The organism is Roseibium sp. MMSF_3247 (assembly GCF_030733765.1).
GTDB lineage: Bacteria > Pseudomonadota > Alphaproteobacteria > Rhizobiales > Stappiaceae > Roseibium.
In genome coordinates this window covers 105,533-121,701 of record NZ_JASHII010000001.1, presented here as the reverse complement: position 1 = coordinate 121,701, position 16,169 = coordinate 105,533, and the positions used below count along the sequence as shown (strand labels likewise).

11 protein-coding genes are annotated in these 16,169 nt (G+C 55.9%); 4 read left to right on the top strand and 7 right to left on the bottom strand.

The annotated features are described in order from the left end of the window. The first annotated feature begins 193 nt into the window (after positions 1–193). From RBB44_RS00500 to RBB44_RS00485, 4 genes are read left to right on the top strand one after another with little or no spacing between them, the layout of a single operon-like run. Positions 194–4,837, top strand: coding sequence for a MupA/Atu3671 family FMN-dependent luciferase-like monooxygenase (locus tag RBB44_RS00500; protein ID WP_306147973.1), 4,644 nt, complete (start codon positions 194–196; stop codon positions 4,835–4,837). Positions 4,838–4,847: 10 nt separating this feature from the next. After that, positions 4,848–5,519, top strand: coding sequence for a 4'-phosphopantetheinyl transferase (locus RBB44_RS00495; protein ID WP_306147972.1), 672 nt, complete (start codon positions 4,848–4,850; stop codon positions 5,517–5,519). Continuing rightward, positions 5,516–6,760 (top strand): glycosyltransferase, encoded by a 1,245-nt coding sequence (locus RBB44_RS00490; RefSeq protein WP_306147971.1) that lies wholly within the window; start codon positions 5,516–5,518, stop codon positions 6,758–6,760. Before RBB44_RS00495 ends, RBB44_RS00490 begins: the two co-directional genes overlap by 4 nt. Beyond that, positions 6,760–7,884 (top strand): hypothetical protein, encoded by a 1,125-nt coding sequence (locus RBB44_RS00485; RefSeq protein ID WP_306147970.1) that lies wholly within the window; start codon positions 6,760–6,762, stop codon positions 7,882–7,884. The genes RBB44_RS00490 and RBB44_RS00485 overlap by 1 nt, the downstream gene beginning before the upstream one ends. Before the next feature lie 26 nt (positions 7,885–7,910). On the opposite strand, the gene RBB44_RS00480 is transcribed toward RBB44_RS00485, so the two are convergent. The 7 genes from RBB44_RS00480 to RBB44_RS00450 all read right to left on the bottom strand — a co-directional run bounded on the left by RBB44_RS00480 (position 7,911) and on the right by RBB44_RS00450 (position 16,037). Next, positions 7,911–8,753 carry a fumarylacetoacetate hydrolase family protein gene (locus RBB44_RS00480; RefSeq protein ID WP_306147969.1) on the bottom strand — a complete coding sequence of 281 codons (843 nt, stop codon included), beginning with the start codon at positions 8,751–8,753 and terminating at the stop codon, positions 7,911–7,913. Between the two features lie 163 nt (positions 8,754–8,916). Next, positions 8,917–9,549, bottom strand: a complete 633-nt coding sequence (locus tag RBB44_RS00475; protein ID WP_306147967.1) for a glutathione S-transferase family protein — start codon at positions 9,547–9,549, stop codon at positions 8,917–8,919. A 155-nt stretch (positions 9,550–9,704) separates the two neighbouring features. Beyond that, positions 9,705–10,934 carry a M24 family metallopeptidase gene (locus RBB44_RS00470; RefSeq protein ID WP_306147966.1) on the bottom strand — a complete coding sequence of 410 codons (1,230 nt, stop codon included), beginning with the start codon at positions 10,932–10,934 and terminating at the stop codon, positions 9,705–9,707. A 255-nt stretch (positions 10,935–11,189) separates the two neighbouring features. Beyond that, a complete protein-coding gene (locus RBB44_RS00465; protein WP_209172030.1) occupies positions 11,190–12,044 on the bottom strand; it encodes an ABC transporter permease in 855 nt (284 codons plus the stop codon). Between the two features lie 5 nt (positions 12,045–12,049). After that, a complete protein-coding gene (locus RBB44_RS00460; protein ID WP_306147965.1) occupies positions 12,050–13,687 on the bottom strand; it encodes an ABC transporter permease in 1,638 nt (545 codons plus the stop codon). A gap of 72 nt (positions 13,688–13,759) precedes the next feature. Further along, a complete protein-coding gene (locus RBB44_RS00455; RefSeq protein ID WP_306147964.1) occupies positions 13,760–14,860 on the bottom strand; it encodes an extracellular solute-binding protein in 1,101 nt (366 codons plus the stop codon). Positions 14,861–14,942: 82 nt separating this feature from the next. Continuing rightward, a complete protein-coding gene (locus RBB44_RS00450) occupies positions 14,943–16,037 on the bottom strand; it encodes an ABC transporter ATP-binding protein (RefSeq protein ID WP_306147963.1) in 1,095 nt (364 codons plus the stop codon). Positions 16,038–16,169 lie beyond the last annotated feature (132 nt).

Below are 16,169 nucleotides of genomic sequence, written 5' to 3'. Positions count from 1 at the left end.
AAATTTCGGGATCAAATCTTAACAAATATTAATAAATGGACTTTCTAACGCGTGTATTATGAAAATTCGGACAAACATCCGTAAATTCTCGGATAAATTAACGGGTTCTTCGAGGGTATATGCAAACTAGTCTGCGTGCTCTTTTACAAAGAATTTGCTGCTGTCCAGTTATGCGTCATCCAAGGGAACTTAAATGCTCGATTGTCTCCTGATAGGCGATGAATCCCTTCTCGTTCAGTGTGGTGAACACCTGAAAGAACGTGGTCACCGCATTGTTGCGGTCATATCCTTCAACCCGGCAATTCGGAATTGGGCGTCGTCGCACGGCATTCCAGCAGCCGAGTGGGGCAGCTCTCTTGAGGAAACCACAGCAGACTATCACTTTGACTGGCTGTTTAGCATTGCCAATTTGAGGATGCTTCCCGATACCGTTTGGCAACGGGCTCGATCCGGTGCGGTGAATTTTCACGACGGACCCCTGCCTCGATACGCGGGCCTCAATGCGCCAGCCTGGGCCATCCTCGGTGGTGAACAGCACTTCGGTGTCACCTGGCATGAGATAGTGTCGGGTGCGGACAAGGGCCGGATCTACACGCAAGCTGACTTTGACATCAGCCCGGACGATACCAGCCTCACCTTGAATGCCAAATGCTTTGAGGCCGGGTACGGAAGTTTTGTCGATCTCATCGCCAGAATAGACGGCAATACGCTCAACGGAATTGCGCAGGATTATTCAAAACGCAGCTACTTCGGAAAAAACAAGCGCCCAACGCTTTCCGGAACACTCGACCTGTCCCGGACATCAGAGGAGCTGTCGCGGCTTTTCCGGGCCCTTAGCTTCGGAGAGGGGTACGCGAACCCACTGGTCGCGCCAAAACTGCGAACCAATCGCGGTCTTTTCAAGATTACCAAGCTCGATTTAGCGCCGCCCCGCACTCCAAATGGGCCCGCAGGCACTGTTCTGCAGATCGGTCCAGACGGCGTGCTTGTTGCCACCGGCGACCAACCGATTTTGCTGGACGGTATTGCGATTGGCTCGGACGCAATTCTGGCACAGTCCGTAACGCTCAATGAGCAATTGCCTCTCTATTCTGTCGAAGAAGCGGCTGTCCTTGATGCCGCAGTCTTCGATGCCGTCCGTCATGAAGACGCAGACATTGCCACGATCAAAACGCTCGAGATACCGGGCCTTTTCGGGATCAAGGACGATGTTGAAAAGGGGGTTGCGCCAGAAGTCGTGCCGTTGTCACTTCCCTCTTTGACGGCACCGCAGGACACGATTGCGGCAATCGCGCTGTTTATCGGGAGGTTCTCGGGACAAAACAATTTTGGTCTCGCTTATCTCGGACCAAAGAGCGCGGCGGTCGCGGACCGGTTTCCCGGTCATTTTTCGGAAAGCCTTCCATTTGCGAACAATATCGATTGGCAGCGACCCTTAAGCGCTCTTTGTGACGACACCAATGCCAAGCTGGTGCAATTGCGGGACAGGACTGCTCCCCTATCCGATCTGAACGCCCGGGTGCCCGGGATGACGCGGCCAGCATATACAATCGGAATTGTTGAAACCGAAGCAGCAAACACGCGGCCGGAGCTTCTGGCCAACTGTGCGCTGACATTTAACGTTTCTGCCCAGGGCGAGGCTGCGCTGATCTTCGATCCATCGCGGGTCTCCACCGATACAGCAAAACAATATGCCAAGCGCGTTGAACTCGTTGCCGCTGCCCTGTCTAACAAGGAACAAGTGGCCGCAGATGTCGCCATGATGTCCGCCGACGAGCGCGACCTTGTACTCAATCGCTGGAACGCATCTGCCGCTGATGTGGATCTGGAGATCTGCGTTCATCAGATGATCGAACGTCAGGCGGAGGCAACGCCGGACGCTCCGGCAGTTGCCCTGCACGATCAGTCCATCTGCTACCGGGAGCTGAACGGTCGCGCAAATCGCGTTGCCATGGAACTGCAAACGCTTGGCGCCGGACCAGACAAGCTGGTCGGATTGAACATACCCCGGTCCATCGAGATGGTCTGCGGCGCACTTGGTATTTTAAAATCTGGTGCTGCTTACGTTCCACTCGATCCCGACTTCCCAAAAGATCGCCTGACCTACATGGTCGAAGACAGCGGTGCAGCGGTCATCCTGTCCAGCCGCGCACTTCCGGAGCCGCTTGCTGCGCCCGGAGTACAGACCGTGTTTATCGAGGATGTTCTGGCGCGCGTTGCCTCAGCAGAACAGCCGCAAAGCAGCGTACAATCAGACAATCTCGCTTATGTGATCTACACTTCAGGCTCGACCGGCCGGCCGAAGGGGGTGATGGTCGAGCATCGGAATGTCGTCAATTTCTTTGCCGGAATGGATAATCGCATCGAAATCGACCCGCAAGAACAACCGGCATGGCTTGCTGTCACAAGTCTTTCCTTCGACATCTCCGTTCTCGAACTTTTCTGGACCTTGACCCGCGGCTTCAAGGTCGTCATTCATTCCTCTGAAACGGCAACCTCGCAGGTCAGCACAACACTTGACGCGCAAGGCTCAGGGAAAACGGCAAGCGTCGATTTTGGGCTGTTTTTCTGGGGCTACAATGAAGGCGCCGGCCGCGACCTCTACAAGCTGCTTTTGGAAGGCGCAAAATTTGCCGACGAAAACGGTTTCACATCAGTCTGGACGCCGGAGCGCCACTTCCATTCCTTCGGTGGTCTATATCCCAATCCGTCCGTTTCAGGTGCGGCAGTTGCGGCCGTCACCAAGAACCTGTCCATCCGCGCCGGCAGCTGCGTGCTTCCCCTTCACCACCCGGCACGGGTTGCCGAGGAGTGGTCGGTGATCGACAACCTCAGCAACGGCCGGGTTGCCCTTGCCTTTGCATCCGGCTGGATGCCCGAAGACTTTGTGCTGCGCCCGGAAAACAGGCCACCGAACAACAAGGCAGCCATGTACCGGGACATTGAGACCGTCCGGAAACTCTGGCGCGGAGACGCCGTGGACTTTGAAGCCGGCGATAAGACCGTCAGCGTCGTCACGCAGCCGAGACCCGTCCAAAACGAGCTGCCAGTCTGGCTGACCACAGCTGGAAACCCGGAGACTTATCGGGATGCAGCCCGCAACGGGGCCAATGTTCTGACCCACCTTCTTGGGCAATCCATCGATGAGCTGGCTGGCAAGATCAAGATCTATCGGGACACCCTGATTGAATGCGGCCGCAATCCGGATGACTACAAGGTCACCCTGATGCTGCACACGCTTCTCGGAGAGGACCGGGATGAGGTGATGGATCGCGCACGTGGTCCAATGAAGGAATATCTGCGCAGTGCGGCAGCGTTGATCAAGCAATACGCCTGGGCGTTTCCGGCCTTCAAGAAGCCGGAAGGCACTAGCAATCCGATGGATATCGACCTGCAGACGCTTTCAGAAGATGAGCTGGACGCTATCCTGGAGTTTGCGTTCCTGCGCTACTTTGAAGACAGCGGGCTGTTTGGAACGGTCTCCGATGCGCTCAAGCGTGTCGAACAAATCAGTACTATCGGTGTCAACGAAGTTGCCTGCCTGATCGATTTTGGCGTGCCTCAGGACATCGCCCTAGACCGTTTGAAGCCCTTGGCCGAGGTCATCCGGCGCGTAAACGCAGGCGAAGTACAAATGCCCGCCGAGCAGACACCGCCGGCCGGCGCGGGCCTCGCTGCGGACCTTGCGCGCCACAACGTCACCCACATGCAGTGCACGCCGTCCATGGCACGTATGTTCCTCACCCGCGAGGAAGACCGCGCGGCGTTTTCCAGTATCCGTCATCTTTACGTCGGCGGGGAACCGTTCCCGGGGTCGCTTCTGAAAGACATTCGGACGTGCACTTCAGCCTCGGTTACCAACATGTATGGCCCGACCGAGACAACCATCTGGTCATCGACGGCAGAAGTGGGTGCTGCTGAGCAGACCATTCCGCTAGGAAGGCCGATTGCCAACACGCAACTCTACGTGCTTGATGCCAGAAATCAGCCTGCAGCGCCTGGCCAACCCGGTGAACTGTTTATCGGTGGTGAAGGCGTAACCCGCGGATATTTCCAGCGCCCGGAACTGACTGAAGAACGTTTCCTGAAAAACCCGTTTGCCCCTGGCCGAATGTACCGTACCGGGGACCTCGTATGCAGGCTAGAAGATGGCAGCCTGCAGTTTCTTGGACGAACGGACCACCAGGTCAAAGTGCGGGGATACCGGATCGAACTTGGTGAAATCGAAGCCCGAATTGCCGCGCATCCCGGCGTGGTCGATACCGTTGTGACTGCACGCGAAGACCGGGTTGATGATGTCCGGTTGGTCGCTTACGTCCGGACGCAGTTCGGATCGCTCGACGAAGACGTGTTACGCTCAGAGCTGCAAGACACATTGCCGGAATACATGGTTCCCGCACATTTTGTCGTGTTGGAGGCTTTCCCTCTCACACCAAATGCAAAGATTGATCGGAAGGCTCTGCCGGCGCCTGATGCAACGGTTCGCGAGACGGCCCAAAGCACTTTTGTCGCGCCAGAGAGCGACATGCAGAAATCCATCGCGGACGCGTATCAGCGCATTCTTGGTCTGGGTCAGGTGGGGCAGAACGACAACTTCTTCAACCTTGGCGGACATTCCCTGCTTGCGGTCCAGCTCCACCGGGACCTGAAAGCCAGTGTGGCTCCAAATCTGACAATCACCGACATCTTCCGTTTTCCGACCGTTGGCGGCCTTGCCGGACACCTGATGGACGGCGGACGCGCTGACGATCGTCTCGGAGAAGTTGCCAGCCGGGCGGCCAAGCGCCGCGCGGCGCTGAGCGCAAGACGGCAAGCGCTCTCCGGGAACCGGGGGTGATTGCACCGCAATGCTTTGGGCTCTCTTTCCGGACGGGGTTCAGATCGCCGCGGGTGATCCGCGCGGCGGAAAACCGACCGGATATGTGGAGGAGGAAATCCATGTGGCCAACGCGGTTCCCTCACGCCGATCGGAGTTTTTTGCCGGACGAGCATGCGCCCGCAAAGCGATGCAGGACCTTGGCTTCCGGCCAACTGCTATCGGTGTGGGTCCCGATCGCAGCCCGATCTGGCCCCGCGGTTTGACTGGCACCATCAGCCACTGCAAAACAGTGTGTCTCGCAGCGGTCGCCCGGCAGACGGATGATATTCTGTCGATCGGGCTCGATATTGAGCCCGATTCACCTCTCCATAAAGACATGTGGGATACCATTTGTACATCGAACGAACGTAAATGGCTTGCCTGGCTGCCTAGTAGCCAGAGGGCTCGCCAGGCGCTCCGAATGTTTACGGCCAAAGAAAGTGCTTACAAGGCGCAGTACCCGCTCACGCAGGAGTTTTTCGAGTTTGAAGATCTGGAGATCGCATTTGATGGCCATGATTTCTTCGCAGTGCTCCAGCGCAATGTCCCAGGCTTTGCCAAGGGGACAAAATTTCGGGGACGCCAGGTGATTTACAACGGGCATGTCGTGTCAGCGGTTTGTGTCGACTCTGATCAATTCAAGAAAGGCGCTGTGTCATGAGCGGAAGCGCAGACCAGCGAGGCGGACGCGTGCTTTTCGTCACAGCGGTGCGGTTGCGCAGAGGACCCAGGGGATTACAGCTGGATGATCAGACCTGCGCCGGGCTCACCAGATGGGCCGAAAGTTTCGGCCATGTCACTTATATGGGAATTGAGCAGCCGGCCGATTTAGAAGACGATACCTCAGTCACTTGGATCGATATTGTCGACCTGGACTGCCGCGACCGACTCACGATCGTTGCTCTCCCGTTTGCCTATAAAATCGGACGATTTTTCAAAGACTATAAATCAACCCGGAAGATGCTTGGCGAAGAGATCGCCAAGGCAGATCACTTGTGTTTCACGCTCGGATACCTGTTTGGTGACTGGGCCGCCGTGGCCGCTCTTGAAGCGATAAGGCAAAACCGGGACTATGCCGTTTGGTTTGACCGGGTCGAGCACGATGTCATTCGCAGAACGCTTCCCGCCATACCGCTCAAGCGGCGGATCAAGGAAGTTGCAACGCTGCCCGTGATGGTCCGGTACCATCACTATCTGATCCGGCACAGCAATCTGGGTTTGTTTCAGGGGCAAGATACGCTGAAGGCCTATGCGGACCATTCGACAAATCCGCATTGTGTTTATGACGTGCACACGCAGTCCACCGACCTCATCAGTGCGACAGCACTGGAAGAAAAAACGGCGCGCGCACGCTCCGGTGCACCGCTGAAAGTCCTTTATGTGGGACGCGCGACAGAGATGAAAGGACCACTCGATTGGGTGGACGTCGTGACAAAGGCGGTGCAATCGGGCGTCCCGCTGCAAGCAAAGTGGATCGGCGACGGCCCTCTTCTGGAAGACATGAAGCAGAGGGTTTCAGCGCTAGGGCTGGAAGACCAAATCGAATTGCCGGGGTTTTCATCTGATCGTGAGGCCATACTCGCAGAAATGCGAGATGCCGATCTTTTCGTCTATTGCCATAAGACACAGGAGTCGCCCCGATGCCTGATTGAGGCGCTCGTCTCCGGGTGCCCGATCGTCGGTTATCAATCGTCTTATTCGGATCACCTTGTGAGCCAGAACGGCGGCGGCGTCGGTACGCCGCTCAATGATCCGGCTGCATTGAGTGCGACAATCCAAGATCTACATGAAAACCGAAGCAAGCTGGCGCAGCTGATCAAGGCAGCCGCAGCCGACGGATCACGGTTTGATGAACAAACCCTCTATGCCCACAGGGCAGACCTCATTCGAGAGTATGCTTAATGACACGCTTCCAGTTGGTCCTTGCTATCGCCTGCGGTCTATTCGTGATTGCGATTGCTGCCGTTGCGATCATGTTCCTCTCCAGAGGACAAGAACTCACGACAACCGGCTTTTCATCCCTGCCTGAAGACGGTGAGACACCAGCCGTGCAAAAGATCTTCATTTCCGGTCACAGCCTGACCGATCGCCCTATGCCGGAAATGCTGGCGGCAATTGCCGAGAGTTCCGGGCAACCGATCACTTGGAACATGCAGCATATCGGCGGATCCTCGATCAAACAGCGCAGCCATGGACCAGACGGCCAGTCGCCCTGGTCCGGATACGGTGACGGCACGGATAAGGACGGTGCCCCTATCAATGTCCGGGACGAGCTTTCGCCCAGTTCTGCAAATGAAATCGAGCCCTATGATGTACTCCTGATCACCGAACAACACCGTCTGCTCGATTCTCTTTTGTGGCAGGAAACCCCTAGGTTTCTCCGCGCCTACCAGGATGTGTTTCATGCTCACAATCCGAACGGGCAAAGCTATTTCTACGCGCCCTGGCTTGATGTTGCGAACCTTGAAAACCCATCTTCATGGATCGCTTATGAACGCGAGGCCTGGCCAATCTGGCAGTGCGCAATTGCAACCGTAAACGTAGGGCTCGCAAAGGACGGCCGAGACGACAGGATCATGCTGGTCCCGGCTTCGCTGGCATTGGCCGACCTGGTGGACCAGCTGGTCTCTACACCAGGTGGACTAGCGGGTTTCAAGGACATGTCCGGGCAGGAAGTCCTTGCCGCATTGTTCAGTGACAGTGTCCACCTGACACCTTTGGGCAACTCGTTCATGGCTGCGGTTGTTTACGGCACACTTTCGGGAAATCCCATACCGCAGACAGAATTTGCAAACCTGCCCGGTGACCAGGCTGCAACCCTTCAGGACGTTGCCGATCGCTTCTTAACGGAATATCGCGCCCAGATGCCGACCTTCGGCGAGAACTGCACGGAGAAGGTGCCGGCCTCCTTCAAGATCGCCTATCCGGCTTATACCGAAGAAATGTCGAGACAAGGTGGAACCGGCTTTTTAAGTGCCCGGCTCCAGCGTCTTAAAGAAACTCTGAGCTACTTCCGGAAGCTATAGACCGAGCCTATGCAAACCAGGAAACGTCAGTCCGCAACGACTTCCTGCCGCTGGGAGCCGAGGCCCTCGATGCCGAGTTCCACAACGTCACCGGCTTTCAGATAGCGCGGCGGTTTCATGCCCATGCCGACACCCGGAGGGGTCCCTGTGGAAATGATGTCGCCCGGATGCAGCGTCATGAACCGGCTGAGATAGGAGACGAGATACGCCACGGAATAGACCATCGTCCGGGTCGACCCGTCCTGAAGCTTCTCGCCATTCACCGTCAGCCACATGTTCAAATCTTGCGGGTCAGCGACCTCGTCACGGGTGACCAGCCACGGCCCGACCGGACCAAAACTGTCGCAGGACTTGCCCTTCGTCCATTGGCCTGACCGCTCAATCTGATAGCTGCGTTCCGAGATATCATTGGCCACCGTATACCCGGCCACATGGTACATGGCGTCCGCGTCATTGACATATTTCGCGGTCTTTCCGATCACGACAGCCAGTTCAGCTTCCCAGTCCGTCTTTTCGCTTCCGCGCGGCAATAGTGTCGGGTCGTTCGGACCACAGATCGCACTCGTTGCCTTCATGAAGATGATCGGTTCCGGCGGCACATCCATACCGGCTTCTTCCGCGTGGTCTGCATAATTCAAACCGATACAGATGAACTTGCCTATTCCGGCAACACAGGGGCCAAGTCGCGTTCCAGGCGTGACTTCCGGAAGCTTTTCAACGTCAATGCCGCGAAGGGCCGAAAAACCGGCATCGGACAAAACCGCACCCGCGATATCCGGAACAATGCCCGTGAGATCGCGGATCTTGCCGTCCTTATCCAGAAGACCGGGTTTTTCGGCGCCTGGGGACCCATGCCGCAACAACTTCATTCCTATAACTCCCGTCGCCCAACAGCCTATTTAGTTTGCCCAAGTGATTGCACGTTCAAGCGCAGCCGAAAAGTGCAGTAGTGCCAAAAAGGATCTGCATCCGGCACACAAAAAAGGCTCCAGGTTTCCCTGAAGCCTCATTGAGTTTAAGCGCATTAGGAACTCAAGCGCCAGGAACCTTCATGGCGGAAAAGTCGATCATGATGTTCTCCTGATAGGCTTTCCGCTCGCAAAGCCGATCATAATAGGCTTTTAGTTGCGGCAGATCCGCACGATCGAAATCCAGCTCGTAGTACCGGTACAAAAGGCCGCCAACCTGGTAGTCGACGAGATTGAGTGCATCACCGCCGAAAAACGGACCTTTGATGTTTGCCTCGAAGATAGCCATCGCCTGCTTCAGAGCCGCTTCTGCCTGAGCAACCGCAGCCCCGTTGCGGTCTTCCGCAGTCACCCGGACCATCTGGATAAAGATCGTTGGGATCAACGGCACATAGATGTGCTGACGGGACATGTCGGCCCATTTTTCGATCTGCGCGGCCGCCATCGGGTCGCTCGGATGTCCGCCAAAGCGTCTCATCAGATAACGCAGGATGGTGACGGCTTCCGAAATCGCCTGACCATCTTCTTCCAGAACCGGCACAAGACCCAACGGGTTCATCCCCAAGAACTCTGGGGTGTCCGTGCCGCCAAACGGGCCCCCGACATCAAGGCGTTCATACTCGACACCCAGCTCGTCCAGGCACCAGATCACGGGCTGCACATTGGCCGAGGTCTTGCGGCCATGGATCTTGATCATTTTCAACTGTCTCCCAAACTGGATGTCGCTTTTTGTTGCGGCTGGATAATGCCCGGTCATGCGCATTGAGCCAATGGCTTCAAAATTCGAATTGCAGCACAATTCGTCCTGCATGGCCGCCGCTGGAACCCACGTTGTCCCAGCGGCTACCGCAACTATCGTTTCGGGATGATGTTATGCTCCGGACCAAACGGGAAGCCGGTGATGTTCTCCGCACCATCTTCCGTCACGATCAGGATGTTATGCTCACGATATCCACCCGCACCCGGCTCTCCTTCCGGGATCATGATCATAGGCTCCATGGAGACAACCATTCCGGGTTCCAAGACGGTATCGACGTCTTCCCGCAACTCAACCGAAGCCTCACGGCCATAGTAGTGGCTCAAGACCCCGAATGAGTGGCCATATCCAAAACTACGATATTTCAGAAGATCGTGACTGCGGTAGATGTCATTCAGCTCCGCCGCGATGTCGCGGCAGCGCGCACCCGGTTTGATGAGCTTCAGGCCTTCACGGTGAACGTGACAGTTCACTTCCCAAAGCTTCAAATGGTCATCAGAGGCATGCTCGCAGAACAGCGTGCGCTCCAAAGCCGTGTAGTAGCCGAAAATCATCGGGAAACAGTTCAGGCTCAAGATGTCGCCGGCTTCCACCACCTTGTTGGTCACCGGGTTATGTGCGCCGTCCGTGTTGATACCGGACTGGAACCAGGTCCACGTGTCCATCAGCTCGACAAACGGGAAGGATTTTGCGATTTCGCGGATCATGGCATTTGTGGATGCGATCGCGACCTCGTGCTCGGTAACGCCCGCTTGAACGGCATCGACGAGCGCCGCGCCGCCCACGTCACAGATTCGGGCACCTTCGCGGATCAATACATGCTCTTCCGCGCTTTTGATAGTTCGCTGGGTCATTGCATCCACTGCAATGTCGACCAGCTCGACCCCCGGCAAAGCCGCCTCAAGTTGCTTCAATAAATCCAGAGAGACGTGATCGAACTCGATGCCGACACGCTTCACAGAGGCATTGGGCAAGCAAAGCAACGACTGGATGGCGTAGAAATAATTGTCCCGGCACCAGTCTGTGTAAATCACGGTGTCACCATGGGTCCGGCGCCATGGCTGGCCGCCGTCGATCCCGGCAGCAATCGTGGTTGCCTTGTCCTGAGTGACCAGGAATCCGTATTTCCGGCCGAAGTAGCAATACAGGAAGCCCGAGTAATAGCAGATGTTGTGATATGAGGTGAACAGACAGGCGTCGATCCCCCGGTCTACCATCAAGGTCCTGAGCTGAGCCTGCCGGCGGTCCATCTCCTGCGGCGAAAATGGCGAGAATGCCTTTTCGCCATTGTTCATTTCATAAATCCGGATCATGTCGTCGCTCATAGCGTCCTCCTGTGCGTCACCACCAAAAAGAGCCTTTCAAAAAGAAAACGGGCCGGCTTCTGAAAAGAAGCCGGCCCGCCAGGCCCAAACCCAAATTGTCTTGCTGCCGGGACGGTTTTCCGTCCACCCGGTGACTGGCGTTCCGCCACCGGTCTTTTAGAAACAGCTCGGTTATTTCCTACTGCGCAAACGTGCGCATGTCATGTTCAAAACCGTCACAGGCTGCGCAAATCCGGACAGATGGCGCATGGTCTCTTAGCCCGGAGTTAGGCCTCTCAAGCGTTCCGACCGGCGCCGCAACAGTTCCAGAACTGTCAGAAGCGCAATTGAAATCGCCACCATGAGCGAAGCGACCGCCAAAATCGTTGGTGAGATCTGTTCGCGCAAACCGGTGAACATTTGCCAGGGTAAAGTCTGCTGGCTGGCAGATCCGAGAAACAAGACCACCACCACTTCATCAAAGGACGTGATGAACGCAAACAAGGCTCCAGACACGACACCTGGAATGATCAGCGGCATCTGTACCTTGAAGAAGGTCGTAACCGGATCTGCTCCCATGCTTGCCGCTGCGCGGACGAGGCTTTTGTCGAACCCGACCAGTGTTGCCGTCACCGTGATGATCACGAAAGGGGTGCCAAGAGCCGCGTGTGCCAGCACGACCCCCCAGTAGGTGCCTTGCAGACCAATACGGGAATAGAAGAAGTACATGCCTGCGGCCGAGATGATCAACGGCACGATCATCGGCGAGATAAGGACCGCCATAATTGCCGACTTATACGGTACATGACTTTGAGACAGACCGATCGCTGCAAGCGTCCCCAGGAACGTCGCAAGGATTGTTGCGGCCGGAGCAATCATCACCGAGTTGCGCAGGGCCTGCTGCCAGTCCGGGTTGGTGAAGAAGTCGTGGTAGTGCTTCAAAGAATACCCGGCCGGATCAAGAGCCAGCATCTCTGGCGTGAACGTGAAAAAGTCCTGTGCGTTGAAGCTCAAAGGCACGATCACCATGATCGGAAAGATCAGGAAGAAAAAGATCAATCCGCAAATGACCCGGAAGCTGTAATGCCAGGTCCTTTGAAGCGGGGAGGCGTATGGAGGTAAAGCGCTCATATTCGTCACCCCAGCTTCACGTTGTCGATGCCTACGATACGATCATAGACCATAAAGAGGAGCAGCACCGCGACGAGCAACAAAGTGCCGAGTGCTGCGGCAAGACCCCAGTTCAACGAACTGGAAATGTGGAACGCAATCCGGTTGGAGATAAAGATACCGGATGTGCCGCCGACCAATTCTGGCGTGATGTAGTAACCGATCGACAGAATGAACACGAGAATCGCGCCAGCTCCGATGCCTGGGATCGATTGCGGGAAATAGACCCGCCAGAAAGCAGTCCAGTCATTCGCACCAAGGCTCTTGGCCGCGCGCACATAGGATGGCGAAATCGTCTTCATCACCGAATAAAGCGGCAGGATCATAAAGGGCAGCAGGATATGCGTCATGGCGATGATTGTGCCCGTCTGGTTGTTGATCATCACCAATCTGTTTGCATCCCCTATTATCCCTATCCAGACAAGGAAATCGTTGATCACCCCTTGCTGCTGTAGAAGCACTTTCCAGGCAGACGTCCGAACGAGAAGCGATGTCCAGAACGGCAACAAGACCAGAATTAGAAGCAGGTTGGAGTACCTGAGTGGCAAGGCTGCCAGCAAGAACGCGATCGGATACCCCAATAGCAGGCACGACACCGTAATCATGATCGAAAGCAGCAACGTACGATAGAACAGATAGAGGTAAATCCGTTCATCTTCCGGCTTCAACTCAACACCGGTTGGTGTCAACTGCGCATCAGCCGCAGACAGGAAATAGCCGGATGTAAATTTGGGGGCGAATGTCTTGATGACGGCCCAGTTTTCAGCGCTTCCCCAGTCATCATCCGCGTCGATGAACAACTCTTTGATGCTGACTGTTTCAAAGTTTGGCGCGGCAGCTGCCGCTTGGCCAACGAGTGTCGCCGTTTCTCCGGAAAACGCAGATGCAGCACCCGGGTTTGCGATCAGGTCCTGATATAGTGCCTTATAGACAGGGACCCAGGGATCTTCCGCCATCGGGCTGTCGCTGTCTTCTGTCTGGATGAAGCGGGCGAATGCGCCGTAAAGATCTGCTGTTACCGGCAAGGCATTGCGGGCCGCGTCCGACACCACAAAAGCAGGTTCCGGGCCAGATGGATTTGCTGCCCAGGTTTCTTGCGCTGAAATCCACTCAGGCGTTCCAAACATGGTCGCCCAGGTCACTGGCTCTTTCCAGGCTGCATTCAGGTCGATCAGCTGATCGGCGTAAACTTCTCCGAAATCGTCGACCCGCCGTCCAGTCCGCCTGAACATGGACGAAAGACCCGTCTGTTCATAGTTGAGGCGGGTTCCAAGCTGCGTATGACGCTTGTTTTCTACGGCAATAATCAGATCGTACAGGAGCGCATTGTAGACGTCTTCGCCGGGTGCTTGTCCCGATGCCTCATCCCACTCCTCCAGCGCGACCACTGTCCGCGGCAGTGTCTCGGAAACGATCTCGTTTTCGACAGACCGGAACAACATATCGATGATCGGCGCGACGAAGGTGATCAGGACAAAGATCAAGAGGGGCGCGATCAATAGAAATGACCGCAGCTTTTCCCGCCGAAGCGCGCGCGCAAGCGCGGCTTTTAACGGTTTTCCGTCTTGCGTCGTCAACACCTGGTCAGAGGTGGTATCGCTCATGCAAACTGACTTCCGTGAAAAGAAAAGAAGAACGGACGGGGCGTACCCCGTCCGCAGGCCTCAAAAGGCCAATTATTGTGCGAGCCAGGCCTGGAACTTTGCGTCCAGGTCATCGCGGTAATCCGCCCACCACTCATAGTTATAGAGGAAGGTGTTTTTGGCGTTTTCCGGATCGGTCGGCATGTGCGGAGCCATGTCGATACCCAGCGATGCGTGCTGACCAACCAGCGGTGCGGACGACTTACGTGCCGGACCGTAGGAGATGTATTTTGCCTGGTCGGCGAGACGCTGCGTATCGGTCGCGAACTTGACGAAGTCCTTGACACGCGCCAGGCGCTCTTCAGACAGACCGGTCGGGATGATCCAACCGTCAAGGTCGAACACCTGAGCGTCCCAGAGCATTTTCACCGGCTGCTTCTGCTCTTCGATCAGAGCAAAGAGACGGCCGTTGTAGGTAGAACCGATGACGACTTCGCTGTCAGCCAGAAGCTGCGGGGTTTCCGCACCAGCAGACCACCAGACAACGTTGTCCTTGATGGAATCAAGCTTGGCGAATGCACGGTCCTGACCTTCTTCTGTCTCCAGAACGTCATAGACGTCTTCCTTGGCAACACCGTCACACAGGAGTGCCCACTCCATGTTGTTGATCGGGCGCTTTTCGAGCGACCGCTTGCCCGGGAAAGCTTCGAGATCGAACACATCACAGATGTCATCCGGCTCCTTACCACCCCAGTCGGCTACGTCAGAGCGATAGCCAAAGGTCGTTGAGTAAACGATCTGCGGGATGAAGCACTCGGAGACGAGAAGGTCGCCGAAGTCATCAGATGCAGAGGTGCCGTCCGGTGCCGCCGCAAGGTCGGTGTCCGGATCGATTTCCATTGCAAGGCCTTCGTCGCACAGACGGATGGCGTCAGATGCAACAACGTCTACGAGGTCCCAGGTGATGTTCCCGGCTTCGTTCATCGCGCGCAGCTTGGCAACAGCTTCTGCAGACGACTCGTCCCAAATGACATTCACTTCCGGATGCATTGCTACATAAGGATCAGCATAAGCAGCCTTTTGGGATGCTTGATAAGCACCGCCCCAGGATACCAGCGTCATGTCTTCCGCAGTTGCTGCGCCACCGGCCATAGCCAGGGCAGTTCCTGCAAGAACCAAAGTCTTGAGCTTCATGTTTGGTAGCTCCCTCTTTTAGGATTGAACGGTTTTCTTCCGTCGATCTCGCTAGCGGCCGAACACCGGCCGCCCTGCGACTTTAGACAACAGCGTCGAGCGCTTTACAGTCATTCAACGCCCAGCCCACAGGGACTGTTTCGCCGACATGCAGCTTGCGCTTCTCTCCGCGGTTGCGAACTTTTACAATGAACTCATCATTGCCAGCCACGTTCATGCGAACGCGGATGTGGTCACCGAGATAAATGAGTTCTTCGATCCGGCCATTGACAATATTGTCCATGCTGTCGTGGGTGTCGAACTCGACACGCTCAGGACGAAGCGACAATGTGGTCTTGTCGCCAACAGAGCTTACATTCACTCGGTCGGCTTTAAGTTGCGTTCCGTCACCAAGCTCCACACGGCACTCTTCGCCCTGAATATCGATGACCTTGCCATTGAGTTTGTTGTTCTCGCCAATGAACTGCGCCACGAAAGAGTTTTGCGGATCTTCGTAAAGATCATCCGGCGTGGATAGTTGCTGAATGACGCCATCATTGAACACGGCGACGCGGTCCGACATGGTCAACGCTTCCGTCTGATCATGCGTCACATAAACAACAGTCACGCCGAGATTTTCATGGATGTGCTTGATCTCGTACTGCATCTGCTCGCGCAACTGCTTATCGAGCGCGCCGAGCGGCTCATCCATCAAAACGAGTTCCGGGTCGAACACCAATGCACGGGCAACGGCCACACGCTGCTGCTGACCACCGGAAAGTTGTGCTGGGCGCCGGTTTCCGAAGCTGCCAAGCTCCACCATATCGAGAGCGCGCTGAACCTTTTCTTCCTGCTCCGCTTTGCTGACCTTGCGGACCTGAAGCGGAAAGGCAAGGTTTTCAGACACTGTCATGTGCGGGAACAAGGCGTAGTTCTGAAAGACCATACCGATCCCGCGCTTGTGCGGCGGGACATTGTTGATCGGCCGATCGTTAAGATAGATTTCGCCGTGCGTTGCCGGTTCGAATCCTGCCAGCATCATCAGGCAGGTGGTTTTGCCAGACCCGGACGGACCAAGCATGGTCAGAAATTCGCCCGGCGGGATATCCAGATTGAGATTTTTTACGACAAGGCTTTCGCCGTCATAGCTTTTTTGAACGCTGTCATACTTAACAGCAGCGCCCCGATTATTCGCCATTTTGTCCCCAAGTCTGGTTTGTTTGTTTTTATCAGCCTCAGCGATTTCCGACCGCACCCCTCCGTGCCGCCTACCTTCGTTTCAGCTGCGAGCGGTAGCAAAACAAAAATCAAAGCCCTTTGAAAGGGGGGG